Below are 22,787 nucleotides of genomic sequence, written 5' to 3' on the forward strand. Positions count from 1 at the left end.
AGGCTGAAATACTGGGAAATAACTTTGAATTTGCAAACCAAAAGGCGTATTTTAGTCTTTTAATTTATACCCTCCTGGCGTATATAATTCTCGCTATAGGTGCGACCTATTCGTCACGGGGTGCTTCAGATTGGCCTGAGCAAGACCGGTAATCGGCCTGCCGCCGCGGTACCTGGCGGGAGGGGCATTCCGGCAAGTGCACAACTGACGCTTTGTTGACCGGACTTGGTTCCGGAACATAATGGGAACATCTAATATCTACCGGCAGCGAGGGCCTATGTGCGGACGCATTTTCGTCAAGACGTCGCTCGAAGAATTGATCAGCAATTTTCCCTTTGCCGTGAAAGGCGGAGATATCGATGGGCTTGGAAATCGCTTCCCCCGCTGGAACGGCGCGCCATCGCAGGATTATCCTGTTATCATCCGGGATATTGTGCGCGAACCCGATACCTCAGGTCCTATGTTCGTGGTGGCGCGCTGGGGCTTGATGCCTATCTGGGCAAAGCCCGGCGGCCGGCCGCCGCCGGTCAATATCCGCTGCGAGGGCATCAGTTCCAACGGCATGTCCCGCGCCGCCTACCGCTCGCGTCGCTGCCTGGTGCCGATCAACGGCTTCTTCGAATGGAAGGACATTCACGGCACCGGCAAGAACAAGCAGCCCTATGCGATCGCCATGAAGGACGGCTCCGCCTTCGCGCTCGCCGGCATCTGGGAGACCTGGAAGGACGAAAACGGCGTGTCCACCCGCAACTTCGCCATCGTCACCAGCGAGCCGAACGAGATGATGGCGGAGATTCACGATCGCATGCCTGTCATCCTGCATCGCGAGGATTATGAGCGGTGGCTCTCCGCCGAGCCGGATCCTTACGATCTCATGAAGCCTTTCCCGGCGGAACTGATGGTGATGTGGAAAATCGGCCGGGATGTCGGCTCGCCGAAGAACGATAGGCCCGACCTCATCGACGAGGTCGAGGATGATCCCGAACCGACGCTGATCTAGCGGCAGTCCCGGCAAGCCGCGGCGGTCTTGCGTCCGGAATTGCTCTGATGTCACCGGCTCGGGCGGGAGCCATTCACGAAATCATGCGGCAAACACATCCTCACGAGGAGAGGACCACGCATGCAAGACGATATCGGAACGCTCCTGCGGTCGTTCCTCAACAATGCCCTTCGCAAACAGTCTCAGCGCCGCATTCGGGATTTCGGCGGCTATCAAATCGGCAAACGCCGCAACCTGCATGTCATCGAACCGATCGCGCGGGATACGGCGGAATTTCTCTGCACCTATCTCTGCATCAGCCTGCGCGGCGAAGCGGCAAGCAAGGAAGGCGTCGCCTCCGCCATCGCCGCGGCCTTGAGGAATGTCTCCGACGAGCTTGCCTTCAAGCTGACCCGGCACAGTGACGAGGCGTGGACAACCCTCTGTCATTCTGTGGCGGAGTTTCTGGAAGGCTGCCTGCAAATCGACCATAGGCCCTATGACGGCTCCCTGACCGCGCAATCGGACTTTAACGGCTGGAAGAGCTGGGAGTTGATCACCAGCGGCGAGAAGCCGAAGGGCCAATGGCGCCACGCCTGGAAGGAAAAGCCCGGTGACGATTTCATCGGCTTTGACGGCAATGCCTGTATGGGACGGATCTTCAAGATCGACCTGATGGATTCAAGTGAGCGCTGGTATTGGCTGATCGCGGCCGACGGGAGCCCCCGGCGCGGCTGGCCGGCGGCGGGGTATGAAGCGAGCGCGAGGAGTGCGGCCTGTCGAGTAGAGCGGATTTATTTTGCGCTGGCGAAGGGCGAGGAGAGGTTTGGGTGAGGGGGAGGCTTACGTCAGCTTGATAAGGCCGGCTCCGGTCGGCCGGAAGCCGCAGGCGCGATAGAAGGAAGTCAGATGCGGCTCGAAATCGACATGCAGCCATTCGGCGCCGCGCTCGCGGGCAATCCGCGTGGCTTCCCTGACCAGCTGCGTGGCGATGCCTTGCCGGCGCATGTCGGGGTGAACGCAGGTATCGAGAAGGAAGGCATGAATGCCGCCATCCCAGGCGATATTGACGAAGCCGACGAGCCTGTTGTCGTGATAGGCGCCGATATGGGCGAGGCTGCGGGGCAGGATGCGTGAGAAGTCAGGCGCGGTGGCAGTGTTCCAGGCGGCGGACCAGAGTGTGGTGAGTTCGGCGGACGAGGGGAAGGGGTCGATGCGCAGGTCGGGCATGGTGGGACCGGATTGTCTGTGGCGGCGCTTGCTAGGTTTTTCTGCCGATTGCGGTCACTTCGCAATAGGTTTCATCGCTGCGGCGGGGCAAATTCCTCTGTGCCTTGACACGAGGCCGGCCCCGCTATCCTCCGTCATTCCTGTGCTTGTCACAGGAATCCAGCCACGGCGCGTCCGCGCCGTGAATGACTCTCTTACTGAAAAGGGAGTCTCCCGCGCCCAAGGACTTGGGCGCACTGGATTCCTGTGACAAGCACAGGAATGACGGAGGAGAGTGGGGCGGCGACCGAGGGAGGCGCCGCCGGTCTTTCAGGAGCATTGAAGTTCACCGCCCCGGCCGCCCGGTCTTCCCCTTCGTCCGCCCCTTGCGCTTCTGCTCGCCCGGCTCCTCATAGCTCCCGGCGCCGACGCGCCCTCGCACTACAGGCCGTACGCCGTCATCGCGCTCCGGCTGTCCTTCCAGCAGCGGCGAAAAGTGCTTCGTGCTCTTTGATGCATCCGGCTTTTCCGGCACCCGACCGATCACCGGCTTCTCCGTGCGGCCGACCGTCATCTCGTCGAGGTCGTTCTTGCGGAAGAGGCTCTTGCCGGCGGGGGTGGTCGGGTCGCGGCCCATTTCGTCGAGGTCGGGTTTGCGGAATAGGGGCGTGGTCGTGTCGGTGCCCGGGCCCATGTCGTCGAGGGAGGGGCGCGAGAAGTAGGAGGGTGTGGCCCCCTCATCCGCCCTGCGGGCACCGACCGGGGTCGAGCCGCTTGTCTCGACCCGTCCTCCGGACCCCCGTTGGGGAGAAGGGGACTTGCCGCGGGCCTTTCCTTCCATTGCCTTCGATTCTTCGCGTGCCATCGGGTCGTCCATGACCGCCAGCTCGGCGGCCTTGAGGCGTTTGATTTCGTCGCGGAGGCGGGCGGCTTTTTCGAAGTCGAGGTCGGCGGCGGCGTCGCGCATGCTTTTTTCGAGCGCGTTGAGATGGGCCTGCAGGTTGTTGCCGACGAGGTTGCCGCCGTCGGCGAAGCCTTTGCCGGAGACGCCGGAGATATCGGCGCGGACGTGGTCGCGTTCGTAGACGCTATCGAGGATGTCGGAAATCTTAGCCTTGACCGATTCCGGCGTGATGCCGTTTTCGAGGTTATAGGCCATCTGCTTTTCGCGGCGGCGGGCGGTCTCGTCCATGGCGCGCTGCATCGAGCCGGTGACTTGGTCGGCGTAGAGGATGACCTTGCCGTCGACGTTACGCGCGGCGCGGCCAATGGTCTGGATCAGTGAGGTCTCCGAGCGCAGAAAACCTTCCTTGTCGGCGTCGAGGATGGCGACGAAGCCGCATTCGGGAATGTCGAGGCCCTCGCGCAAGAGGTTGATGCCGACGAGTACGTCGAAGGCGCCGAGGCGCAGATCGCGGATGATCTCGATACGCTCCAGCGTATCGATATCGGAGTGCATGTAGCGCACGCGCACGCCCTGTTCATGCAGATATTCGGTCAGGTCCTCGGCCATGCGCTTGGTCAACACGGTGCACAGCGTGCGGTAGCCCTTGGCGGCGGTCTCGCGGATCTCGCCGAGCACGTCGTCGACCTGGGTGCGGGCCGAGCGAACCTCGACGGGCGGGTCGATCAGGCCTGTCGGGCGGATCACCTGTTCGGCGAAGACGCCGCCGGACTGTTCCATCTCCCAGCTGCCCGGCGTTGCGGAGACGGCGATGGTGTCGGGGCGCATGGCGTCCCATTCCTCGAAGCGCAGCGGCCGGTTGTCCATGCAGGAGGGCAGGCGGAAGCCGTATTCGGCCAGCGTCGCCTTGCGGCGGAAGTCGCCGCGATACATGCCGCCGATCTGCGGCACGGTGACATGGCTTTCGTCGATGAAGACGAGGGCATTGTCGGGAATGTATTCGAACAGCGTCGGCGGCGGGTCGCCGGGGTCGCGGCCGGTGAGATAACGCGAATAGTTCTCGATGCCCTGGCAGGAGCCGGTGGCTTCGAGCATCTCGATATCGTAGCGGGTGCGCTGCTCCAGGCGCTGGGCTTCCAGCAGGCGGCCGGCCTTTTCCAGCTCGGCGAGACGAAGCCGAAGCTCCTCCTTGATCGACTTGATGGCGCCGTTCAACGTCGGGCGCGGCGTGACATAGTGCGAATTGGCGTAGATCTTCACCGATTTCAGGTCGCCGACTTTCTGGCCGGTCAGCGGATCGAACTCGGTGATGGCGTCGATCTCGTCGCCGAACATCGAGATGCGCCAGGCGGCATCCTCCAAGTGGGCGGGGAAGAGCTCGATCGTATCGCCGCGCACCCGGAAGGAGCCACGCGTGAAATCCATGTCCCGGCGCTTGTATTGCTGGGCGACGAGGTCGGCTAGCAGCTGGCGCTGGTCCAGCCGGTCGCCGACCGACATCTGGAAGGTCATCGCCGTATATGTCTCGACCGAGCCGATACCGTAGATGCAGGAGACCGAGGCGACGATGATGCAGTCGTCGCGTTCGAGCAGCGAGCGCGTCGCCGAGTGGCGCATGCGGTCGATCTGCTCGTTGATCGAGCTTTCCTTCTCGATATAGGTGTCGGAGCGCGGCACATAGGCTTCCGGCTGGTAATAATCATAGTAGGAAACGAAATATTCCACCGCATTGTCGGGGAAGAAGTTCTTGAATTCGGAATAGAGCTGGGCGGCCAGCGTCTTGTTCGGCGCCAGGATGACCGCCGGGCGCTGCGTCGCCTCGATCACCTTGGCCATGGTGAAGGTCTTGCCGGAGCCGGTGACGCCGAGCAGCACCTGGCTGCGGTCGCCATTCTCCAAGCCCTCGACGAGATCGCGGATGGCGGTCGGCTGGTCGCCGGCCGGCTCATAATCCGACTTCATCAGGATGCGGATGCCGCCTTCGGACTTGTCGGGGCGGGCAGGGCGGTGCGGCGTCCAGATCTTGCCGTTCTTGTGCAGCGGATTGCCGCTCTCGATCAGCTTCGACAGCGCCTCGACCGTGGCGGTGACGCCGCCGGGCGCGATATTGCCGGCATCCTCCAGCGAGATATCGAGGCCGGCGACCGGGTTGAGGCCGGCGGCGGCGCGGGTCTTCGGATCGCTGGAACCGCCGATGGAAACGCCGCGTGCGGTCTTGCCCACCGTCGCCTTCTTGTTGACGCTGACGGCTTCCGAATGCTTGCGCGCCTGGTTTTCCACGGCCTTGCGATGCTTGCCGGCCTTGGAGGCGATATCACGCTGGCTCTCGACGCCCGATGCTTCCGCATCTGCCTCGAGCTGCTTCACCCAATCGGCAACGGAACCGGAGAGCGGGGCGCCTTCAAAGGACGATTGCGGAGCTTCCTCGAAGCCATTCGGGGCGGGGGATTTCTTCGGAGATTTGGCCATGGCGGGAATATGGAGAGAGTCAGCGCGAAAGGGAAGAGGGAAAGGGTACAAAAGGGAAACGAATGAATCGTTCGGGATGGTGGATAATGTTGGCGCGGAATGTTGGTGAAGCGCCTGCGTTTAAGGTTTGCGCGGGTGATTAAAAAGTCTGTGGTTGAAGAGTAGGCCACCTCCCGCATTGCGAGCGGTGGTGTTACAGCTGCTGCGGGAATAGGGGACCATTCATGAAAAAGATCATTATCGCATTCGTGGCGACGGCGACACTTGCCGGCTGCGCCAAACGTCCTGACGCCATCGTGCAGGTCGATATTCCAATGGCGGCTTATACGAACCTCAGCTGCGAAGCTCTTGCTGCCGAACTCAAGAAGGAGCGGGGCAAGCTGGACGACTTGTCGAAGCAGCAGATCAGCGCGGCGAACGGCGATGCTTTCGGCGTCTTTCTCGTCGGCGTCCCGATCGGCAGCGTTGCCGGAGGAGACAAGGAAGGCGAAATTGCTGCATCGAAAGGCAAGGTTTCAGCCATGCAATCCGCCGGCATGAGCAAAGGCTGCAAGCTGCCAGGTTGATGGCAAGGCGCGCGCAGGGTGGCGCCGTCATGCCGGCGCCCTCGCATTGTCCTTCGAAGACCGGCCTTAGGCTTCGGCGCCTTAGCAACCGTGCTCCTTGCAACCATCCCGCCGGCACACCTTCTGCAGACTGATACCACCTGACCTGCAGTGGAACCGTGATCGGCCTTCCGCAGTTAGTTCGCTGTCCACTCAGCTGCAGGTGCTAATGCCATTAACGACCATTCCGCCTTCTGGAAGAAACCGATTTCGATCGATCTTGATACCGGCGAACGGCTGGTTCTCCGCTCACCGCAGGACGCGCTTTATGCGCTGGTCTCCGACTGGCCGGTCAATGGCGGCGTGCATCAGCAGAGAGCGATCGATTTCTGCCGCGCCTGGCTAGCGGGTCGCATGCCGGCCGAAACGGTGCGGCAAGCTTTTATCCTTGCGGCGCTGGAGGCCGGGGTACCAATCGTCGATGATGAGGATGGGACCGCAAGTTCCGGTTCAAATCCTCCGGTATAAGCCGAGCGGCGCACATCTCGCGGTTACGCTGTCACCTGCTCAGAAAAAATAATGTTTATTTTCGTGCATTGCAAATATTGTTCCCGCTGTGTTTGTAGGAATGCGCAGCGGTTATTTTACTGCGATTCTTGGAGATCCACCTGAATGAGAATAAAAGTCCTTGCTTGCGCTGCCCTGCTGATGCTGGCCGGCTGCAACGCCCCTGTGTCGCAATCCGTTGCAGATTCCCAGCGGCCTCCCTCGAACGAAGTCCGGCAGAACTTCATCAACATCGTGTTCAAGAGAAGTTATCGACACGAAGCGGGAGAAGTGGTTTGGGCCCGGATTTCAAGCGTGGTGCTGCTTGATCCCGAGAAGAAGATCTATGCTTACTGTGTGCGCGTGGTGCCAAAGCGCAGCTGGGGAGACTGGGCCTATCTCGGTGTCTCCTTCACGGACAGCCAGATCCTGGGCGCGACGGCGAATGACAATCGCTGCAAAGACAAGCGGCTGCGTTACTACTCGTTTCCTGAGTTGACCGGCATGAAGACATGACGAAAGAGACGAGGTTTAATCGCGATAAGCGCTGTTTTACGGCTAGGCTATGCCTGGATATTAGAAGCGACCGCGGATGCAGCCATGCGGCACGGCTGCACCCGTCATTGCTGCAATGATGCCAAGCAGCGCCGGCACAGCAAAGCCAAGCTCTAAACCCGCGAACCGTCCTCCCTCCCGCAGCGTCATTGCCTCGTGCAGACGATCGGGTTCCGCGCAACCAGAACCGCCGAAGGTCGCCACGGTCCCCTCAGAATGCGTGCGCCCTGGAATCTGCCGCAGCCGGCGCTCTGCAATACCAGGCGATGACGACAATCGTTCCGATGGGAACCAACAGCGCAACCAACTGGAACCAGCCGCTGCGGTTGATATCGTGAAGTCGGCGGGTGGCCATGGCGATTGATGGGAGGAACACCGCCAGCGACCAAATCCCCGCCAATGCTCCGGTTGGCTCGATAAGGTACAAAGCGATGTCGACGAGAACGACGAAGAGCGTCGAAAACCAGAATTCCGATCGGCTCGCTCTGCCGGTGAAATCCACATATTTCCTGAAAAAGCTGCTGATCGCCTGGCCGAAACCCATCGCCTGCGGCAGGTCACCGAAGCGGTTCGGCCCGGCCGCCGGCTTTCTGAAGGCGAGGAACAGCCCCACACTCAGCGGGACCACGATGATCAACCAGTGAAACAGAGAAAAACTGCCCATGAGAAACCCCAGCTGTTAAAACGGCTTAGAGATAAGCGATGTTTGTTTCCGGAGGATTAACCGGCTGGTAATCGAATATGTTTCGCAATCACAGCGTGAGAAACTGCGGCTGCCATGTTGGCGGCGGGATGATGCTTTGAGCAGGCCGCAATCGCCGTCGCTCAGTGCTTGACAAGTACACGTGCCTGCACCGGCTGCTCGATGCCCTTCAGGGCCAGCATGCGGGTTTCGGCGCCTGCCGCGAGGTCGGGGGCCTTCGCGGCCGTTTCCGCCGAGATCAGGATCTCGCCGGCGGCGGCCTCGGATTCCAACCTCGCGGCTTGATTGACGACGCCGCCGATGGCGGTGAAATCGCTGCGGAAGCTGGAGAATTCGCCGATCTGCACCTCGCCGGAATGGATGCCGACGCCGACGCCGAGGGTGCGGCCGGGCAGGGCTTCGAGGGCCAAGCCATTCAGCGCCGCGGTGCAGTTTCGCTGGATCTTCTGGGCGGCCAGGATCGCGGCGCCGGCGTGATCCTTCCTCACAATGGGAAAATTGAAGATTGCCATCAGGCCGTCGCCCATCTGCTTGTTGACGATGCCGTCATGTGCCCAGATCGCCTGGGCGCAGCGATCCTGGAACAGGCTGACGATCTCGCTCAGCTGTACCGCCTCGATGCGCTCCGACAAATCCGTATATCCTCGGATATCGGCAAACAGGATGGTGGCGTCGACGGTGATCTGGCGCTGCTTTTTGACATATTGGAAGGATCGTTCGCAGATCGTGCAGATATCGGGGTTCATCTTGCTGCGAGTGATGCCCAAGGCGCGGAAGGGCAAGGCGAGCGGGCCGCCGATGGGGATCGGCATGTGCATCTGGTCCCAGCAGCCGCGGCAGATCCTGGCGCTGCCGTGCCTGACTGGCTCCCTGGAAGTGGATTCTGTCATCATCTCGCGTAGTCCGTCCACAATAGCCGGCATCAAGCTTCCTTCAGTTGGTGGCTTTTGGCAATTCATCCATTTGGCTCGGGAGCACCTCCTTGTCCCGAGCGATGATTGCCCGAACTTCTCCCCCGCCGTTGCTGCAACGGCGGCGGTGGAAATTCGGTCACACTTGTTACTCCCGCTGTTCGATTTCCGATGCGAAACTATGTCCGATCAATGCGCACAGAACCGCGGATCGATGATGAGGCGCGGCAATTCGCCCGAACGAGGAGATTAATGCGATGACTGCAACAGCCGAGAATGGAAAGGGCGGACAGCCCATGCAGAAACCCGCGGTAGTATCGCCCGAAGCCTGGGAGGCGGCGCGCAAGCAGCTGCTGGTGAAGGAGAAGGCGCAAACCCGCGCCCGCGACGCGCTTGCCGCCGAGCGGCGGCGCATGCCGTGGATGGCGGTGGAGAAGACATATGTCTTCGAAGCACCTGAGGGCAGGGTGAGTCTGCTCGATCTGTTCGAGGGCCGGCATCAGTTGATCGTCTACCGCGCCTTCTACGAGCCCGGCGTCTTCGGCTGGCCTGACCACGCCTGCCGCGGCTGCTCGATGGTGGCCGATCAGGTCGCCCATATCGCCCATCTCAACGCCCGCGACACGACGCTGGTCTTTGCCTCGCGCGCGCCGCAGGCCGAGATCGCGCGGCTGAAGGCGCGGATGGGCTGGAGCATGCCGTGGGTGACCATCACCGACAGCTTCGACAAGGATTTCGGCGTCGACGAATGGCACGGCACCAATGTGTTCTACCGCGACGGCGAACGCATCTTCCGCACCTATTTCGTCAACAACCGCGGCGACGAGCAGATGGGCGGCACCTGGAACTATCTCGACATCACGCCGCTCGGCCGGCAGGAGGTCTGGGAGGATTCGCCCGAGGGCTATCCGCAGACGCCGACTTACAAGTGGTGGAACTGGCACGACAGCTACGTGCCGGATGCGGCGCCCGACAAGACATGGGTCGAGGTCTCCGACGCCGGCGAAGCGGCTTTCCGGGCCGAGAGCGCAAACGAGAAGCCTTGAGCGAAATCTGCCACGGCCATCGCCGCCTTCGTCGTGAAAACGAGCCGGCAAGGCGGTTGCCTTGCCGGCCGCAGGCCATGCATAGTGGCGACGACGCGGAGGGCCGATGACCAGATTGCATGCGCTTGTTTTGATGATGTTTCTCGTGCCCGCCGCCACAGGGGGAAAAGCGCTGCGGCTGGCTGGACAATCCGGCGACGGCGACCTGGTCGCTCAACGACGCAAGCGGCAGCTGGATCATCATGGAGAACGGCAGCGGCTACAAGGCCGAGGGAATGAATCATATTCCAGATCTGACGACCGGCGAATATGTCTACACCCATGCCGTCCATGGCTATGCCTGCGCCTGCATGGACGTCGACACGGATGGCGAGGGAGGCATTACCCGCATTCGTTCCGTGCGGCAATTGCCGCTGTCCCGATGCCGGACCGATCCCGCCCTCGGCTGGTTTCTCGATAAGGATCCCTGAGGGGGCAAGGCGTTCCACATTGCTGAAATCGCGGCGTGCGGTATCGTACACGGCCCGTCGGAGTCGGAACTTTGGCGTCTTCAGCCCAGTTTGAGGCCGGCTCACGGGAGAAGACGATGGCCCCATTGACGCAGCCTCACTCAGCACCGGCGAACTTCCAGTTTCCCGGCGAACAGCGGCAGGGCGACCCGATGATGGGGACAATTAATGCCGAGCTCGCCGACAAAGGCTTCCTTGTCACCAGCACCGACGAACTCATCACCTGGGCGCGCACCGGATCGCTGATGTGGATGACCTTTGGCCTTGCCTGCTGCGCCATCGAGATGATGCAGATGTCCATGCCCCGTTATGACATAGAGCGTTTCGGCGTCGCTCCGCGGGGCAGTCCGAGGCAATCTGACCTGATGATCGTGGCGGGCACCCTGTGCAACAAGATGGCGCCGGCGCTTCGCAAGGTTTACGACCAGATGCCGGAGCCGCGATACGTCATTTCCATGGGCTCCTGCGCCAACGGCGGAGGCTATTACCACTATTCCTATTCAGTGGTGCGCGGCTGCGACCGGATCGTGCCCGTCGATATTTACGTGCCCGGCTGTCCGCCCACGGCCGAAGCGCTGCTCTACGGCATCCTGCTTCTGCAGCGAAAAATCCGTCGCAACGGCAGCATCGAGCGGTAGCGGCCGATGATCTTGGTGAATTGGTTACCTTTTTCAAAGGCAGGCCGGGCTGTATAGGAAACTTTCGAGCGGGAGTTGCGTTGATCCGATGGCCGGGGTTGTGCTCACCGGCATCTTGCCGCGGGAGGAGGATGATCCATGAAAGTCATGATCGTTGAGGACGAGGGATTTATCGCCCTGGAGCTCGAGCGGATCGCTCAGGATGCCGGGCATGAGACGGTCGGGCCGGTGTCGACAATCGAGCAGGCTCTTGCCTATGCTCCAAAGAGCGACATTGCACTCGTCGATCTCAGCCTCTCCGACGGCCTCAGCGGCGCCCAACTCGCCCGCCGGCTGATCGACCGCTTCGGCGTCGATGTCATCTTCGTGACCGGCAGCCCGGAAAGCGTCGGACACGGCATCGAAGGTGCGCTTGATGTGATACCAAAGCCCTTTACCGATGAAAGGATTGCCGGCGCGCTCGCGCGGGCGCAAGCTTTACGCAGGGACTTCAATGGAGGCAATGCCATCATGTGACCGCGCGAGCGTGGAACGCGGCCTCGGGCCGCCGATGCAAGCAGGAGCTTGCCGGATGAAGCATGCACTCGCCGTGGAAGTCGCGGGCCTCAATGATGCCAGCGCCACCTTGATCGAAAGCCTCGACGGCAAGGTGGTGCTGAAGGAAGTGTGACGGGGGCTGCCGCTATATAATGGCGAAGTCGTCGCTGCTGCCGATTCCCGCGTTCAACCGTCTGGCGGCAAGTTCGATAAAGGTCTTGACCAGAGGCGGCAGGTGCCGGCTGCTGGGATAGACGACATAGAGGCCGCCGGCCGGAGTCGTGTAACCGTCCAGGACGCGGCACAGCCGCCCATCCCTGATGAAGCCATTGGCGACCCCATGGGGCAGTCGGGCGATGCCATAGCCGGCGATCGCTGTGGCCATGACCGCCTGCATTTCATTGGCGGCGAAGCGTCCCGAGACCGTGACCGTTTCCTGTCCGTGCGGGCCTTCGAGCAGCCATTGCGCATGGGTGGATTGGCCGGCGATGACGCAGTCGTGGCGGACGAGATCTGCCGGGCGATCGGGCGCGCCGCAGCGGGCGAGATAGTCGGGGCTCGCGCAGAGCAAGCGGTGGGTAGAGCCGAGCTTGCGGGCGATCAGCGTGGAATCCTCCAGGATGCCGGTGCGGAAGGCGAGGTCTATGCCATTTTCGACGAGGTTCAGCCTGTCGTCGGTCAGGCGCAACTCGACCCTCGACTTGGGGTAGGTCGCCAGAAGATCGAAGATCGCATCCTGCAGGAAGTGGCCGCCGAAGCCGACCGGCGCCGATATGCGGATCGTGCCGGCGGGCTCCGTCCTTGCTTCCGCGAGACGCAGGTTGGCGCCTTCGATTGTGCGGAGCGCCTGGCTGCTTTGCTCGTAATAGAGGCGGCCGGCATCCGTCGGGTGGAGGCTGCGGGTCGTGCGATGCAGCAGGCGCACGCCGAGTTCGCGCTCGAGGGCGGCGATGCGGCGGCTCACCGTCGTTTTCGGCATGCCAAGCAGGCGCGCCGCGGCGGTGAAGCTGCCGGCCTCGATAACGCGGGCGAAAATCATAATGTCGTTGAGATCCAGCATTGTGTCATGAGATGGTACGATGTTTCCAAACTATAGGCTATTATGGCTCAATCCGACAGGCCTTAGTTTTGCTCCATCGTTCACAACAAGGAGCAGACAGATGAGCAACACACGAAGCGTTCTGGTGACGGGCGCCACCGGCCAGCAGGGCGGCGCGGTCGTGCACGCGCTTCTCGCGCGGGGACACCGAGTCAAGGCGCTCTCGCGTAAGCCGGACGGCGACGGCGCAAAGCGGTTGGCCGCGGCAGGGGTCGAGGTCGTTGCCGGCGACCTGGATGACGGCGCATCTGTGGCGAAGGCTGCAAGCGGCGTCGACACGATGTTCCTGATGGGCAACAGCTACGAGGCCGGGACGGAAGCGGAAACGCGCCAGGGCATCACCGTCGCCAATGCGGCGAAGGCAGCCGGCGTCGGTCACCTGATCTATTCCTCCGTTGGCGACGCCGACAAGAAAACCGGCATTCCACATTTCGACAGCAAGTATCTCGTCGAAAAGCACATCGCAGGCCTCGGCATCCCCTATACGATCAGCGCACCCGTCGCCTTCATGGAAAATAGTGTGGAACCTTGGGCGATTGATGGGCTCCGACAGGGCGTCTATGCGGCAGCGCTGCCGCCCGCACGCGTGCTGCAACAGATCACCATAAAGGATATCGGGGTGTTCGTCGCGGCCTTGGCCGAGCGACGCGAACAGGTGTTCGGCAAGCGTTTCGATATTGCCGGCGACGAATTGTCTGGCGAGCAGCAGGCGGAGATCCTGTCCGAGGCGCTCGACCGGCCGATACGCTATCAGGAACTGCCGATCGCCGCGATGCGGCAGCAGAGCGAGGACGCGGCGCTGATGTTCGAATGGTTCGATCGCACCGGCTACGACGCCGATATCGCCGCCCTGCGCCGGGATTTTCCCGATGTCGGCTGGCACAGCTATGCCGATTGGGCGCGCGGCTTCGACTGGAGCGTTCTCGGCAAGGCATCCGCCTGATACACTCTCCGTCGTCCCCAGCCCGAACCGGGGACGACGGAGAGCCGGATCCGCCTCGCCCAAGGCGACGGATCGCTCAGCTCTGCGGCGATCGACCATCGTCCTTGAAGAGGGAGGCTTCGATGCCATCGAGTTTCAATGTCGAAAGTGCGGATGGTTATGAGCGGCTGATGGGGCGCTGGAGTAAGAGGCTGGCGCCGATGCTGATCGATTTCGCCGGCTTGGCGGATGGGGATCGTGTGCTCGACGTCGGTTGCGGCACCGGCAGCCTGACATTTACGCTGGCCGAAAAGCCAAGCCTGCAAGAAATCGTCGCCATTGATTATTCGCCGGTTTTCGTCGAGGCGGCAATGCGGCGCAATACCGATCCGCGCATCGCCATTCGGCAAGCCGATGCCTGCGCGTTGCCGTTCGAGGATAACCGCTTCGACAGGGCGATGTCGCTGCTCGTGCTGCATTTCGTGCCGGAGGCGGGCAAGGCTGTTTCGGAAATGGCCCGTGTCGTCCGCCCGGGTGGTGTGGTCGCCGCCGCCGTCTGGGACCATTACGGCGGCATGCCGGTCATGCGGATGATGTGGGACACGGCTGTCATGCTCGACGGGGACGCGCTGCCGCTGCGTCGCAAATACTGCTTCCAGCCGATGATGCGGCCGGGGGAGATGAAGCAGAGTTTTCTCAGTCAAGGCCTTGTCGACGTCGAGGAGAGGTCGCTGCTGATCCGGATGGAATACGGCTCCTTTGAGGACTATTGGGGGCCGATCGCCGCAGGCGAGGGGCCGCTCGGCAAGTATGTCTGGGGGCTCGAGTCAGCGAAGCGAAAGGCGCTCGGCGTTGCCATGAGAGCCGCATATGAAGCCGGCGAGCCGGATGGGCCGCGGTCGTTTGCGTCGGTGGCGTGGGCATGCCGGGGCAGGGTGGCGGGCGGCGGGTAGGTTGGTTGTGACGACCAGCCATTGCGCCGCATCCGCTTTCTTGTCGATTCGACGGATCGCCCACTCCACTCTCCATCATTCCTGTGCTCGTGACAGGAATCCAGTGCGCCCATGTCCTTGGGCGCAAAAGACTCCTTCCTTATTCACGGCGCAGACGCGCCGTGGATTCCTGTGACGAGCACAGGAATGAGGGAAGAGAGGTTGGGCGGTCCCGTAGGCGTCGGTGACATAGGTGTCGGAGCTCCGCACGGCGGAATAGAGCGCCCGACGCTGCGTCTCCGCAACGCGCCCCAATCACGCGAAACGTGATGGAACTAGGCCACGACCGCTGACATTATCCCCGCTGTCTCGCCTGCGACCGAGCACACCTCGCGCAATCGCAGCCCCTGACATCCACCCGCCCGGTTCGGGCACCCCTTCCGACGGCATCCGGAATTGCCCGCCTCGCCGCCGCTTTCGGACGGAGGAATATTAGATGTCCGCTTTGGAAAGCCTGCGCCGGCTGACGCCGCAGCAGCGCAACACCGTTATCGCCAGCTATCTCGGCTGGACGCTCGACGCCTTCGATTTCTTCATTCTCGTCTTCGTTCTCAAATATATCGCCGAGGAATTCCATACCGACGTCCCCGCCGTCTCGGTGGCGATCTTCCTGACGCTCGCCATGCGGGCGCTCGGCGCGCTGATCTTCGGACTGGCGGCCGACCGATACGGCCGGCGCATCACCCTGATGGCCGATGTATTGCTCTATTCGATCTTCGAATTCCTGACCGGTTTCTCTACCGGCCTCACCATGTTCCTCGTGTTGAGGGCGCTCTATGGTATAGCCATGGGCGGCGAATGGGGCGTTGGCGCCTCGCTTGTTATGGAGACGGTGCCGGAGGAGAGCCGCGGCATCGTTTCGGGCATTCTGCAGGCCGGCTACCCCACCGGCTATCTCCTCGCCTCGATCGTGTTCTTCCTGCTTTTTCCGGTCATCGGCTGGCGCGGCATGTTCTTCGTCGGCGCGGCTCCGGCGCTGCTGGTGCTCTACATCAGGCGCAATGTCGAGGAGAGCCCAGCCTTCCTGAAGCGGCAGGCCGAGGGAAGCCGGCCATTCCTCACGGCCTTGCGCCAAAATATTCCGCTGTTCATTTGGGCAGTGCTGCTGATGACGGCATTCAACTTCTTCAGCCACGGCACCCAGGATATCTACCCGACCTTCCTGGAAACCCAGCGCAGCTATTCGAGCTATACGGTCGGCGCCATCGCCATCGTCTACAATATCGGGGCGATCTGCGGCGGGCTGTTCTTCGGGGCGCTGTCGCAGCGGATCGGACGCAGACGCGCCATCGTCATCGCTGCGCTGATCGCCGTGCCGGTCGCGCCGCTCTGGGCCTATGCGCCGGGGCCGGTGCTGCTCGCCATAGGCGCCTTCCTGATGCAGTTTTTCGTGCAGGGCGCCTGGGGCATCGTGCCGGTGCATCTGAACGAGCTGTCGCCGGACGAGGTGCGCGGCACATTCCCGGGTCTTGCCTACCAGCTCGGCAACCTGCTGGCGTCAGGCAATGCGACGCTGCAGGCGGGGTTAGCTGTCCGCTGGGACGGCGACTATGCCTATGCGCTGCTGATCGTCGCAGCGATCGTGGCGCTCGTCGTCGCAGCACTTGCCGGCTTCGGCTACGAGAAGAAAGATGTGCGCTTCGGCACGGAGGAGGCCGACGAACCGCATCGCGCGATGCAAATCTAGCGCTGCCTGCGGCTATGGAGGGCCGGCGGCGATGTCGCCGTCCTTCCTTGCTGGCTGCCGCTGTGTCCTTCGAGTTCCTTACAACCCGGCTGGCGCGGGCGTTCCGGCAGCAACGGCGGAAGGCGAGGCGCATGGGCTCTCTCGATTTGAATCGCTGGCGGCGTGAGACGATTGGTCATGACCTTGTGGGCTTGCCGTCGGATGGCAGCATGCTAGGTAAGACCCGCCGGTATCGAGCTTTCGCTACCGGATCGACCGTTTCCTCCACAGCCCCCGAGTTTCTCCATGCTATTTTCTCCCGCCGCCCTCTGGCCTGTCGTCATGCTGTTTGCCTCCAACATCTTCATGACCTTTGCCTGGTATGGGCATCTCAAGCACAAGGGCACGGCCATCTTCCTTGCCATTATCGTCAGTTGGGGCATCGCCTTTTTCGAATATTGCCTGGCGGTGCCGGCCAACCGGATCGGCTCGGCGGTCTATACGACGGCGCAGCTAAAGACGATGCAGGAGGTGATCACGCTGCTGGTCTTTGCCGGCTTCTCGATCTTCTGGCTCGGCGAGGACCTGACCTGGAACCATGCGATCGGCTTCGCGCTCATCGCAATCGGAGCATCCTTCATTTTCCGGGCGTAAACCCCTAGCCTTTTCAATAGATTACAAATCGTCCATGTCTTGATAACGCCACATTTCCTACAGATTGGCGTCGCATTCGGCTGTCAGCGTGTCACTACGTAGTGATCAGGAGTTGATCGGCCATGAGCCTCTCTTTCCCGACGATGGCGGCGATACGGTTCGGCTATGGATTCCGGCCGGGCGAGGCGCCGCCGCAAAACAAGGATGAGCTGATCGGCCAGCTTGTCATAGGGGCCGCGGCAACGCCGGATTTTCCGCTTGGCGGCCCGGACATGCGTTACCGCGCAATCCTCAGCCTGCAGGAGCAGTTGAAGCAGATCCGCCAGGAGGCGAAGACGACGGAAGACGATCCGGCGCGGCGCGAGATGCGCAAGGGCGTCCAGCGTCAGGCGCAGCAGCAATTCCAGCACGACGCGAACCTGCGGCTGATGCAGGCGGTGCTGTCGCCCTACGGCTTCTTCGAGCGGCTTTCGACCTTCTGGACCGATCATTTCTCCACCAGCGCCAACAAGAACCTGTCGATGCGCCTTATCGTGCCGCTCTACGAGGCAGAGGCGATCCGGCCGTTCATATCCGGCAGGTTCGGCGATCTCCTGCGCAGCGCCACGGCGCATCCCGCCATGCTGATCTATCTCGATCAGGCGGATTCGCTCGGGCCGGATTCGGCCGGCGGCATGAAGCGCAACAAGGGGCTGAACGAAAATCTCGGCCGCGAACTTCTGGAACTGCACACACTCGGCGCCGGCAGCGGTTATACCCAGGCGGACGTCACCGCTGCGGCCAAGGTGCTGACGGGACTTACCATCGATCGCAAGGAGATGGACATCGCCTTCCGGCCGAATATTTCCGAGCCTGGGGCGCATGAGGTGCTCGGCGTCAGCTATGGCGGGCGCAAACGCTCGCGCGACGACTATCTCGACATGCTGGATGACCTCGCCGTTCATCCGAAGACGGCGGCGCATATCAGCCGGAAGCTCGCGGTTCACTTCGTTTCCGATCAGCCCGACGAGGGCATGGTCTCCGACATGGCCGCGGCCTGGAAGAAGACGGATGGCGATCTCACCGCCGTCTACACCGCCATGCTCGACCATCCCGCTGCCTGGCAGAACGAAGGCGCCAAGGCGCGCCAGCCCTTCGATTATGTCGTTGCCGGCTTCAGGGCGCTGAATGCCGGGCCGGTCAACGGCGTCGTCGGCAGCTTCCTTGCCGCCAATCAGCAGGGCACCGATGACGGCGACATGGCGGCGAATACACCCGGCATGGCCGGATCGCCGGTGCCGACGGACCCCGCCGGCGAGGCGAGGGACAAGCGTCTCAAGGCTTTCCGGACGGCGCGGGCGCTGGGGCAGGGGGCGCTGAAGCGCATGGGTCAGCCGACCTGGCTGCCGCCGAGCCCGGCCGGTTTCGAGGAAGGCTTTTCCGCCTGGATCACCGGCAGCCAGCTCGCCGAGCGGCTGGCCTGGGCAAGGCGGGCCGCAGCGCAGTTCGGCCGCGACGAGGATCCGCGCGAATTCCTGAAGTCGACGCTTGCCGATGCGGCGCGCGACGAGACGATCCGCGTGGTGTCGCAGGCGCCGAACAAGATCAGCGGGCTTACCCTGGTGCTGGCATCGCCCGAATTCAACCGCCGCTAAGCAGACTTTCGTTGGCAAGCCAACGCTTTGTCTGCTCAGCTCATTTGTTTTGTCGCAGGTTCTGACCGGAAAACCGCTGTACACTTTTCCGGACCCTGCTCAGGAGCCCCGCCCATGACGCTGTCGATGAACAGGATCTCGCTTTCCCGCCGCGGCTTTCTGACGTCTGCCTGCTGTCTTGCCGCCGCTCCCGTCTTCACACCGGTCGCCTTCGCGACGATGCCGGGTGATAAGCGCTTCGTCACCATCGTGCTGCGCGGCGCGATGGACGGGCTGGATCTGGTGCAGCCCTATGGCGATGCCGGCTTTGCGGCGCTCCGGCCGACGCTGGCGCTGACGCCCGATACCGGGCTTCTCGATCTCGACGGGCATTTCGGGCTTAACCCGGCCGCCGCGGATCTGATGCCGCTGTGGAAGAGCAAGGAGCTTGCCTTCGTGCACGCCGTCTCGACACCCTATCGTGACCAACGCAGCCATTTCGACGGGCAGGACATGCTGGAGTCAGGCGGCGAGCATGTCGCCGAGGAAAGGACCGGCTGGCTGAACCGGGCGCTTGCCGTCATTCCGCGCTCGGATTCCCGCAAGGCGATCGACGTCAACACCTCGACGGAACTGATCCTCTCCGGGCCGAACGAGGTCGATGTCTGGGCTTCGGATTCCAATCTGGCGCCGGCGCGTGACGAGATGCAGTTCCTGGCGCGGCTCTATGCCGGCGATCCGCCGTTTGCCGCAGCACTTGCCGAGGCGACGCGGGCCGATAGCGCCTCGATGATGACCGAGCCGGACGGCCAGCGCGGCGAAAAGACCGCCGATGTGGCGGCACTCGCCGCCAACATGCTGAAAGGCGATTACCGCATCGCCAGCTTTTCCATCACCGGCTGGGACACGCATATCGGCCAGGCCGGTCAGTTCAAGCGGCCGGCCCGGGATCTGGCGCAGGCGATCAATACGCTGAAGGCGACGCTCGGGCCGGAGATCTGGACGAAGACGGTGGTGCTGGCGATGACCGAATTCGGCCGCACCGTCCGCCAGAACGGCTCTGATGGCACCGACCACGGCACCGGCAGCTGCGCCCTGCTATCAGGCGGCGCCATCAACGGCGGCCGTATCCTCGGCAAGTGGCCCGGGCTCGGTGACGGCCAGCTGCTCGATGACCGCGACCTGATGCCGACGGCCGACGTGCGAGAAGTGGCGGCGGCGATGCTCTACCGGCAGTTCGATGTGGGTCCGGATGATCTGACGGGGAAGATTTTTCCCGGATTGAGCTTTGATAAGGGATCGCAGTTTTTGAAGGTGTGAAGGGCGGCGATTTTCTTCCTCTTCCGAGTGACGGGCACTGTGAGGAGAGGCGGGACGGCACGGCACACCGACCAGCCCTCATGGTGAGGGGGCCAGAAGGGCCGTCTCAAACCACGGGGGCGGGTGGCTTGGGGCCACGCCAGCCTTGGCATTTGGCGAAGCGGTGGCCACCCCGTCCTTCGAGGCCCCTGCGGGGCGCCTCAGGATGAGGCTGGACAGATGGCGGGGGCTTGAGACGCAGTTGTGGAGCAAGCCGCTGCCCCTCCGGCGAGCTGACCGTTTCCATGCCCTCGATCCTGGTCTGTCACTCCTCGGGGACTTGTTTTGGTTTGCCCTCTTCGTCGAGCGCCACCATGATGAAGGTGCCGGCGGTGACCTTTTCCATCTTGGCGTAACGCGAACGGTGCGCCCAGGCTTCGACAATCAGCGTGATCGAGGTGCGCCCGACGCGGTCGATATCGGTATAAACCGACAGCGTGTCGCCGATCTTGACCGGCAGTTCGAAGGCCATCTCCTTGACGGCGGCGGTGACGACGCGGCCCTTGGCGCGCTCGGCGGCGCGGATGCCGGAGGCAAGGTCCATCTGCGCCATAACCCAGCCGCCGAAAATATCGCCGGCGGGATTGGCATCGCCGGGCATGGCGAGCGTGCGCAGCGTCAGTTCGCCTCTCGGCTTGGCGGCATCGGTCATCAAGGGTTCTCCATCTGATGTTGGTCATGGGGCCGGCGATTCATCGAGATCACCCTAGTGCATGATCGCGAGCCGTGTCAGCGGTTTTCCCAGAGTCGACAGAAAAGTTCGAGGTCGCACTCTGGATAACACTATTTGTGGAAAATAACGGGTGATGCCGACCTAAATCCCAACCTCATTCAACGGTTGAATTTTACAACCAACACCTCACCAGGCGCTGTTTAAGTCAACCCTAAATAAGCTTTACGCTCCAGTAATTCCGGTGGTGCAGAATGAGACAGATCTCTCATAAGAATCGCCGGGAACCTCATGCGCAACGTCAAGATTTCCACTCGTCTTTATTGCCTCGTCGCCTTCACGCTTGTCGTGCTCGCAGCGACGATGGTCTTTTTTCTGAACTATTCCTATTCCGAGCTGGAAGAGGAGCGAAAGGCAGGGCTGGCGCAGCTGGATGCGACAGCGCTCGGCATCTTCGACAAATATTACAAGATGGAGCAGGCGGGCACCATGACCCGCGAGCAGGCGCAGACGGCGGCGAAGGATGTCATCGGCGCGATGCGCTACGGCGCAGACGGCTATTTCTGGATCAACGACATGCACCCGAAAATGGTGATGCACCCGATCAAGCCGGCGCTCAACGGCACCGATATCTCCCAGATGAAGGATCCGAACGGCAAGTTCCTGTTCGTCGAGTTCGTCAACAAGGTGAAGAAGGACGGCAAGGGCTTCGTCGATTACTACTGGCCGAAGCCGGGCGCCGATGAGCCGGTGCTGAAATACTCCTACGTCGCCGGTTTCGAGCCCTGGGGCTGGATCGTCGGCACCGGCGTCTATGGCGACGACCTTGCGGCGCTCTATCGCCAGAATGCGATGTGGGCCGCCGTGGTTTGCCTGATCGGCGCGCTGGCGACGATCGCGATCGCCTTCGCCATCGTGCGCAGCGTGACGGCGCCGATCGCGCGGCTGAAGACGGCGATGAATGCGATCGCCGCCGAAGAAGCATCGGTGGAGATTGCCGGCAGCGAGTGCCGCGACGAAGTGGGTCAGATGGCCAAGGTGCTATTGGTGCTGCGCGACTCCGTCGATGAGCGCAGCGCGCTGCGTGGGCGTGAAGACGAAAGGCAGCGGCAGATCGAGGACGAACGCCGCGGCAACGAGGCGAGCCTGCGCTCGGCTTCCGAGCGGCAGAGCCGCGCCATGCAGGCGCTCGGCGTCGGCCTGGAGAAGCTTGCGGGCGGCGATCTGACGGTTGCGATCGGCGATATCGGCGAGGATTACGCCAAGCTCAGGAATGATTTCAACACGGCAGTCGATGCGCTGAATGGCGTCATCCAGGCGATTGCCGAATCGAGCCGCGTCGTCAACGACAGCGCCTCCGATATCAGTGAAGCGACCGGCAACCTGTCGAAACGGACGGAGCAGCAGGCGGCGGCACTTGAAGAGACGGCCGCAGCCCTCGACGAGATCACCGCGACGGTCAAGACGGCATCGGAGCGGGCGAACGAGGCGCGTGAGATGGTGGCCGAGACCAAGGCGAGTGCCGGACGCTCCGGTGAGATCGTCCGCAATGCGGTGACGGCGATGGGCCGGATCGAGGAATCCTCAAGCCGCATCAACCAGATCATCTCGGTCATCGACGAGATCGCCTTCCAGACCAACCTTCTGGCGCTCAATGCCGGCGTCGAAGCGGCGCGGGCCGGCGAGGCGGGCCGCGGCTTTGCCGTCGTTGCCCAGGAAGTGCGCGAGCTTGCGCAGCGCTCGGCCAACGCCGCCAAGGAGATCAAGGAACTGATCCGCCGGTCGGCGACGGAAGTCGAGGGCGGGGTGGCGCTGGTGCGCTCGACGGGCGATGCGCTCCTGGAAATCGAGGCATTGGTCAATCAGGTCAACGATCACGTCGCCTCGATCGCGACGGCGGCGCGCGAGCAGTCGACAGGGCTCAACGAGATCAACAGCTCCGTCAACCACATGGACCAGATGACGCAGCAGAACGCGGCGATGGTCGAGGAGACGACGGCGGCAAGCCGCACGCTCGCCGACGAAAGCACCCAGCTGAAGACGCTGCTTGCGAATTTCCGCCTGCGCGGAGCAGAGCAGCAGCGGGACACCCGTTGCACACGGGTAGCGTGAGTTCGGCAGCAGTTGGAAGGCGGCGAAAGCCGCCTTTTTCAGTTCCGTCGCGTGTAGATTGCGTCGGTAAGTTTTCATTCACCGTTTTTAATTAAAATTGGACCGAGTTTTTTCGGTCACTCTGCGGCCGGCCCACGGAAGCGATAAGA

The 22,787-nt window shown here is 62.4% G+C and carries 22 protein-coding genes and 1 pseudogene; 16 read left to right on the forward strand and 7 right to left on the reverse strand.

Annotated elements, in window-relative coordinates; genetic code table 11:
* The first annotated feature begins 277 nt into the window (after nucleotides 1-277).
* Entirely contained in the window at nucleotides 278-1,000 is a 723-nt protein-coding gene (locus C4N04_RS18255; protein ID WP_096761927.1) for an SOS response-associated peptidase, read from the forward strand.
* A gap of 120 nt (nucleotides 1,001-1,120) precedes the next feature.
* Nucleotides 1,121-1,813 (forward strand): hypothetical protein, encoded by a 693-nt coding sequence (locus C4N04_RS18260; protein WP_106796679.1) that lies wholly within the window; start codon nucleotides 1,121-1,123, stop codon nucleotides 1,811-1,813.
* 9 nt (nucleotides 1,814-1,822) lie between these two features.
* On the opposite strand, the gene C4N04_RS18265 is transcribed toward C4N04_RS18260, so the two are convergent.
* Nucleotides 1,823-2,209: a GNAT family N-acetyltransferase gene (locus C4N04_RS18265; RefSeq protein WP_096761925.1), complete on the reverse strand. Its 387-nt coding sequence runs from the start codon at nucleotides 2,207-2,209 to the stop codon at nucleotides 1,823-1,825.
* Nucleotides 2,210-2,534: 325 nt separating this feature from the next.
* Nucleotides 2,535-5,561: an excinuclease ABC subunit UvrB gene (gene uvrB / locus C4N04_RS18270; protein WP_077989374.1), complete on the reverse strand. Its 3,027-nt coding sequence runs from the start codon at nucleotides 5,559-5,561 to the stop codon at nucleotides 2,535-2,537.
* Nucleotides 5,562-5,785: 224 nt separating this feature from the next.
* Here uvrB and C4N04_RS18275 point away from each other — a divergent pair, with 224 nt between their 5' ends.
* The 3 genes from C4N04_RS18275 to C4N04_RS18285 all read left to right on the forward strand — a co-directional run bounded on the left by C4N04_RS18275 (nucleotide 5,786) and on the right by C4N04_RS18285 (nucleotide 7,168).
* Nucleotides 5,786-6,127, forward strand: coding sequence for a lipoprotein (locus C4N04_RS18275; protein WP_077989373.1), 342 nt, complete (start codon nucleotides 5,786-5,788; stop codon nucleotides 6,125-6,127).
* Between the two features lie 276 nt (nucleotides 6,128-6,403).
* Entirely contained in the window at nucleotides 6,404-6,634 is a 231-nt protein-coding gene (locus C4N04_RS18280) for a DUF982 domain-containing protein (protein ID WP_225880845.1), read from the forward strand.
* 144 nt (nucleotides 6,635-6,778) lie between these two features.
* Nucleotides 6,779-7,168: a hypothetical protein gene (locus tag C4N04_RS18285; protein WP_096761923.1), complete on the forward strand. Its 390-nt coding sequence runs from the start codon at nucleotides 6,779-6,781 to the stop codon at nucleotides 7,166-7,168.
* Nucleotides 7,169-7,228: 60 nt separating this feature from the next.
* On the opposite strand, the gene C4N04_RS18290 is transcribed toward C4N04_RS18285, so the two are convergent.
* The 3 genes from C4N04_RS18290 to C4N04_RS18300 form a co-directional block, all read right to left on the reverse strand.
* Nucleotides 7,229-7,411, reverse strand: a complete 183-nt coding sequence (locus C4N04_RS18290) for a hypothetical protein (protein WP_096761922.1) — start codon at nucleotides 7,409-7,411, stop codon at nucleotides 7,229-7,231.
* 7 nt (nucleotides 7,412-7,418) lie between these two features.
* The gene (locus tag C4N04_RS18295; protein ID WP_039620480.1) at nucleotides 7,419-7,871 is read right to left on the reverse strand and encodes a DUF805 domain-containing protein; all 453 of its coding nucleotides are present in this window, start codon (nucleotides 7,869-7,871) and stop codon (nucleotides 7,419-7,421) included.
* Nucleotides 7,872-8,032: 161 nt separating this feature from the next.
* Nucleotides 8,033-8,800: an adenylate/guanylate cyclase domain-containing protein gene (locus C4N04_RS18300; RefSeq protein WP_106796738.1), complete on the reverse strand. Its 768-nt coding sequence runs from the start codon at nucleotides 8,798-8,800 to the stop codon at nucleotides 8,033-8,035.
* A 278-nt stretch (nucleotides 8,801-9,078) separates the two neighbouring features.
* On the opposite strand from C4N04_RS18300, the gene C4N04_RS18305 reads away from it, so the two are divergent.
* The 4 genes and pseudogenes from C4N04_RS18305 (at nucleotide 9,079) to C4N04_RS18320 (ending at nucleotide 11,530) form a co-directional block, all read left to right on the forward strand.
* On the forward strand, nucleotides 9,079-9,867 hold the full coding sequence (locus C4N04_RS18305) for a thioredoxin family protein (protein WP_106796680.1): 789 nt from the start codon (nucleotides 9,079-9,081) through the stop codon (nucleotides 9,865-9,867).
* A gap of 106 nt (nucleotides 9,868-9,973) precedes the next feature.
* Nucleotides 9,974-10,337: pseudogene (locus C4N04_RS18310) on the forward strand (DUF4087 domain-containing protein).
* Between the two features lie 116 nt (nucleotides 10,338-10,453).
* Complete coding sequence (locus tag C4N04_RS18315) at nucleotides 10,454-11,014, forward strand: NADH-quinone oxidoreductase subunit B (protein WP_009996731.1); 561 nt, start codon at nucleotides 10,454-10,456, stop codon at nucleotides 11,012-11,014.
* A 138-nt stretch (nucleotides 11,015-11,152) separates the two neighbouring features.
* Nucleotides 11,153-11,530, forward strand: coding sequence for a response regulator (locus C4N04_RS18320; protein ID WP_009996734.1), 378 nt, complete (start codon nucleotides 11,153-11,155; stop codon nucleotides 11,528-11,530).
* Between the two features lie 166 nt (nucleotides 11,531-11,696).
* Here C4N04_RS18320 and C4N04_RS18325 read toward each other — a convergent pair whose 3' ends face one another.
* Entirely contained in the window at nucleotides 11,697-12,611 is a 915-nt protein-coding gene (locus C4N04_RS18325; protein ID WP_038689600.1) for a LysR family transcriptional regulator, read from the reverse strand.
* A gap of 100 nt (nucleotides 12,612-12,711) precedes the next feature.
* On the opposite strand from C4N04_RS18325, the gene C4N04_RS18330 reads away from it, so the two are divergent.
* From C4N04_RS18330 to C4N04_RS18355, 6 genes are all read left to right on the forward strand, one after another.
* Complete coding sequence (locus C4N04_RS18330) at nucleotides 12,712-13,593, forward strand: NmrA/HSCARG family protein (protein WP_009996739.1); 882 nt, start codon at nucleotides 12,712-12,714, stop codon at nucleotides 13,591-13,593.
* A 122-nt stretch (nucleotides 13,594-13,715) separates the two neighbouring features.
* Nucleotides 13,716-14,525 (forward strand): class I SAM-dependent methyltransferase, encoded by an 810-nt coding sequence (locus C4N04_RS18335; RefSeq protein WP_106796681.1) that lies wholly within the window; start codon nucleotides 13,716-13,718, stop codon nucleotides 14,523-14,525.
* Nucleotides 14,526-15,000: 475 nt separating this feature from the next.
* On the forward strand, nucleotides 15,001-16,251 hold the full coding sequence (locus C4N04_RS18340; protein ID WP_077989367.1) for an MFS transporter: 1,251 nt from the start codon (nucleotides 15,001-15,003) through the stop codon (nucleotides 16,249-16,251).
* Between the two features lie 285 nt (nucleotides 16,252-16,536).
* Nucleotides 16,537-16,884, forward strand: coding sequence for a DMT family protein (locus tag C4N04_RS18345; protein ID WP_009994093.1), 348 nt, complete (start codon nucleotides 16,537-16,539; stop codon nucleotides 16,882-16,884).
* A 122-nt stretch (nucleotides 16,885-17,006) separates the two neighbouring features.
* A complete protein-coding gene (locus tag C4N04_RS18350; RefSeq protein ID WP_106796682.1) occupies nucleotides 17,007-18,518 on the forward strand; it encodes a DUF1800 domain-containing protein in 1,512 nt (503 codons plus the stop codon).
* A 114-nt stretch (nucleotides 18,519-18,632) separates the two neighbouring features.
* Nucleotides 18,633-19,817: a DUF1501 domain-containing protein gene (locus tag C4N04_RS18355; protein ID WP_106796683.1), complete on the forward strand. Its 1,185-nt coding sequence runs from the start codon at nucleotides 18,633-18,635 to the stop codon at nucleotides 19,815-19,817.
* Between the two features lie 304 nt (nucleotides 19,818-20,121).
* Here C4N04_RS18355 and C4N04_RS18360 read toward each other — a convergent pair whose 3' ends face one another.
* Nucleotides 20,122-20,508, reverse strand: coding sequence for an acyl-CoA thioesterase (locus C4N04_RS18360; protein ID WP_038689585.1), 387 nt, complete (start codon nucleotides 20,506-20,508; stop codon nucleotides 20,122-20,124).
* A 309-nt stretch (nucleotides 20,509-20,817) separates the two neighbouring features.
* Between C4N04_RS18360 and C4N04_RS18365 the strand changes: the two genes are divergently transcribed.
* Nucleotides 20,818-22,638, forward strand: coding sequence for a methyl-accepting chemotaxis protein (locus C4N04_RS18365; RefSeq protein ID WP_106796684.1), 1,821 nt, complete (start codon nucleotides 20,818-20,820; stop codon nucleotides 22,636-22,638).
* Nucleotides 22,639-22,787: the final 149 nt, after the last annotated feature.

Source organism: Rhizobium sp. H4, from assembly GCF_003013335.1.
Lineage (GTDB): Bacteria > Pseudomonadota > Alphaproteobacteria > Rhizobiales > Rhizobiaceae > Rhizobium > Rhizobium sophoriradicis.

What these genes read in the sequence shown, in the direction of transcription:
- C4N04_RS18345 (WP_009994093.1), top strand. Translation starts at nt 16,537, where the DNA reads ATGCTATTTTCTCCCGCCGCCCTCTGGCCTGTCGTCATGCTGTTTGCC.
- C4N04_RS18315 (WP_009996731.1), top strand. Translation starts at nt 10,454, where the DNA reads ATGGCCCCATTGACGCAGCCTCACTCAGCACCGGCGAACTTCCAGTTT.
- C4N04_RS18305 (WP_106796680.1), top strand. Translation starts at nt 9,079, where the DNA reads ATGACTGCAACAGCCGAGAATGGAAAGGGCGGACAGCCCATGCAGAAA.
- C4N04_RS18350 (WP_106796682.1), top strand. Translation starts at nt 17,007, where the DNA reads ATGAGCCTCTCTTTCCCGACGATGGCGGCGATACGGTTCGGCTATGGA.
- C4N04_RS18265 (WP_096761925.1), bottom strand. Translation starts at nt 2,209, where the DNA reads ATGCCCGACCTGCGCATCGACCCCTTCCCCTCGTCCGCCGAACTCACC.
- C4N04_RS18260 (WP_106796679.1), top strand. Translation starts at nt 1,121, where the DNA reads ATGCAAGACGATATCGGAACGCTCCTGCGGTCGTTCCTCAACAATGCC.
- C4N04_RS18355 (WP_106796683.1), top strand. Translation starts at nt 18,633, where the DNA reads ATGACGCTGTCGATGAACAGGATCTCGCTTTCCCGCCGCGGCTTTCTG.
- C4N04_RS18325 (WP_038689600.1), bottom strand. Translation starts at nt 12,611, where the DNA reads ATGCTGGATCTCAACGACATTATGATTTTCGCCCGCGTTATCGAGGCC.
- C4N04_RS18295 (WP_039620480.1), bottom strand. Translation starts at nt 7,871, where the DNA reads ATGGGCAGTTTTTCTCTGTTTCACTGGTTGATCATCGTGGTCCCGCTG.
- C4N04_RS18360 (WP_038689585.1), bottom strand. Translation starts at nt 20,508, where the DNA reads ATGACCGATGCCGCCAAGCCGAGAGGCGAACTGACGCTGCGCACGCTC.
- C4N04_RS18320 (WP_009996734.1), top strand. Translation starts at nt 11,153, where the DNA reads ATGAAAGTCATGATCGTTGAGGACGAGGGATTTATCGCCCTGGAGCTC.
- C4N04_RS18330 (WP_009996739.1), top strand. Translation starts at nt 12,712, where the DNA reads ATGAGCAACACACGAAGCGTTCTGGTGACGGGCGCCACCGGCCAGCAG.
- C4N04_RS18275 (WP_077989373.1), top strand. Translation starts at nt 5,786, where the DNA reads ATGAAAAAGATCATTATCGCATTCGTGGCGACGGCGACACTTGCCGGC.
- C4N04_RS18285 (WP_096761923.1), top strand. Translation starts at nt 6,779, where the DNA reads ATGAGAATAAAAGTCCTTGCTTGCGCTGCCCTGCTGATGCTGGCCGGC.
- uvrB (WP_077989374.1), bottom strand. Translation starts at nt 5,561, where the DNA reads ATGGCCAAATCTCCGAAGAAATCCCCCGCCCCGAATGGCTTCGAGGAA.
- C4N04_RS18365 (WP_106796684.1), top strand. Translation starts at nt 20,818, where the DNA reads ATGCGCAACGTCAAGATTTCCACTCGTCTTTATTGCCTCGTCGCCTTC.
- C4N04_RS18340 (WP_077989367.1), top strand. Translation starts at nt 15,001, where the DNA reads ATGTCCGCTTTGGAAAGCCTGCGCCGGCTGACGCCGCAGCAGCGCAAC.
- C4N04_RS18300 (WP_106796738.1), bottom strand. Translation starts at nt 8,800, where the DNA reads ATGACAGAATCCACTTCCAGGGAGCCAGTCAGGCACGGCAGCGCCAGG.
- C4N04_RS18255 (WP_096761927.1), top strand. Translation starts at nt 278, where the DNA reads ATGTGCGGACGCATTTTCGTCAAGACGTCGCTCGAAGAATTGATCAGC.
- C4N04_RS18335 (WP_106796681.1), top strand. Translation starts at nt 13,716, where the DNA reads ATGCCATCGAGTTTCAATGTCGAAAGTGCGGATGGTTATGAGCGGCTG.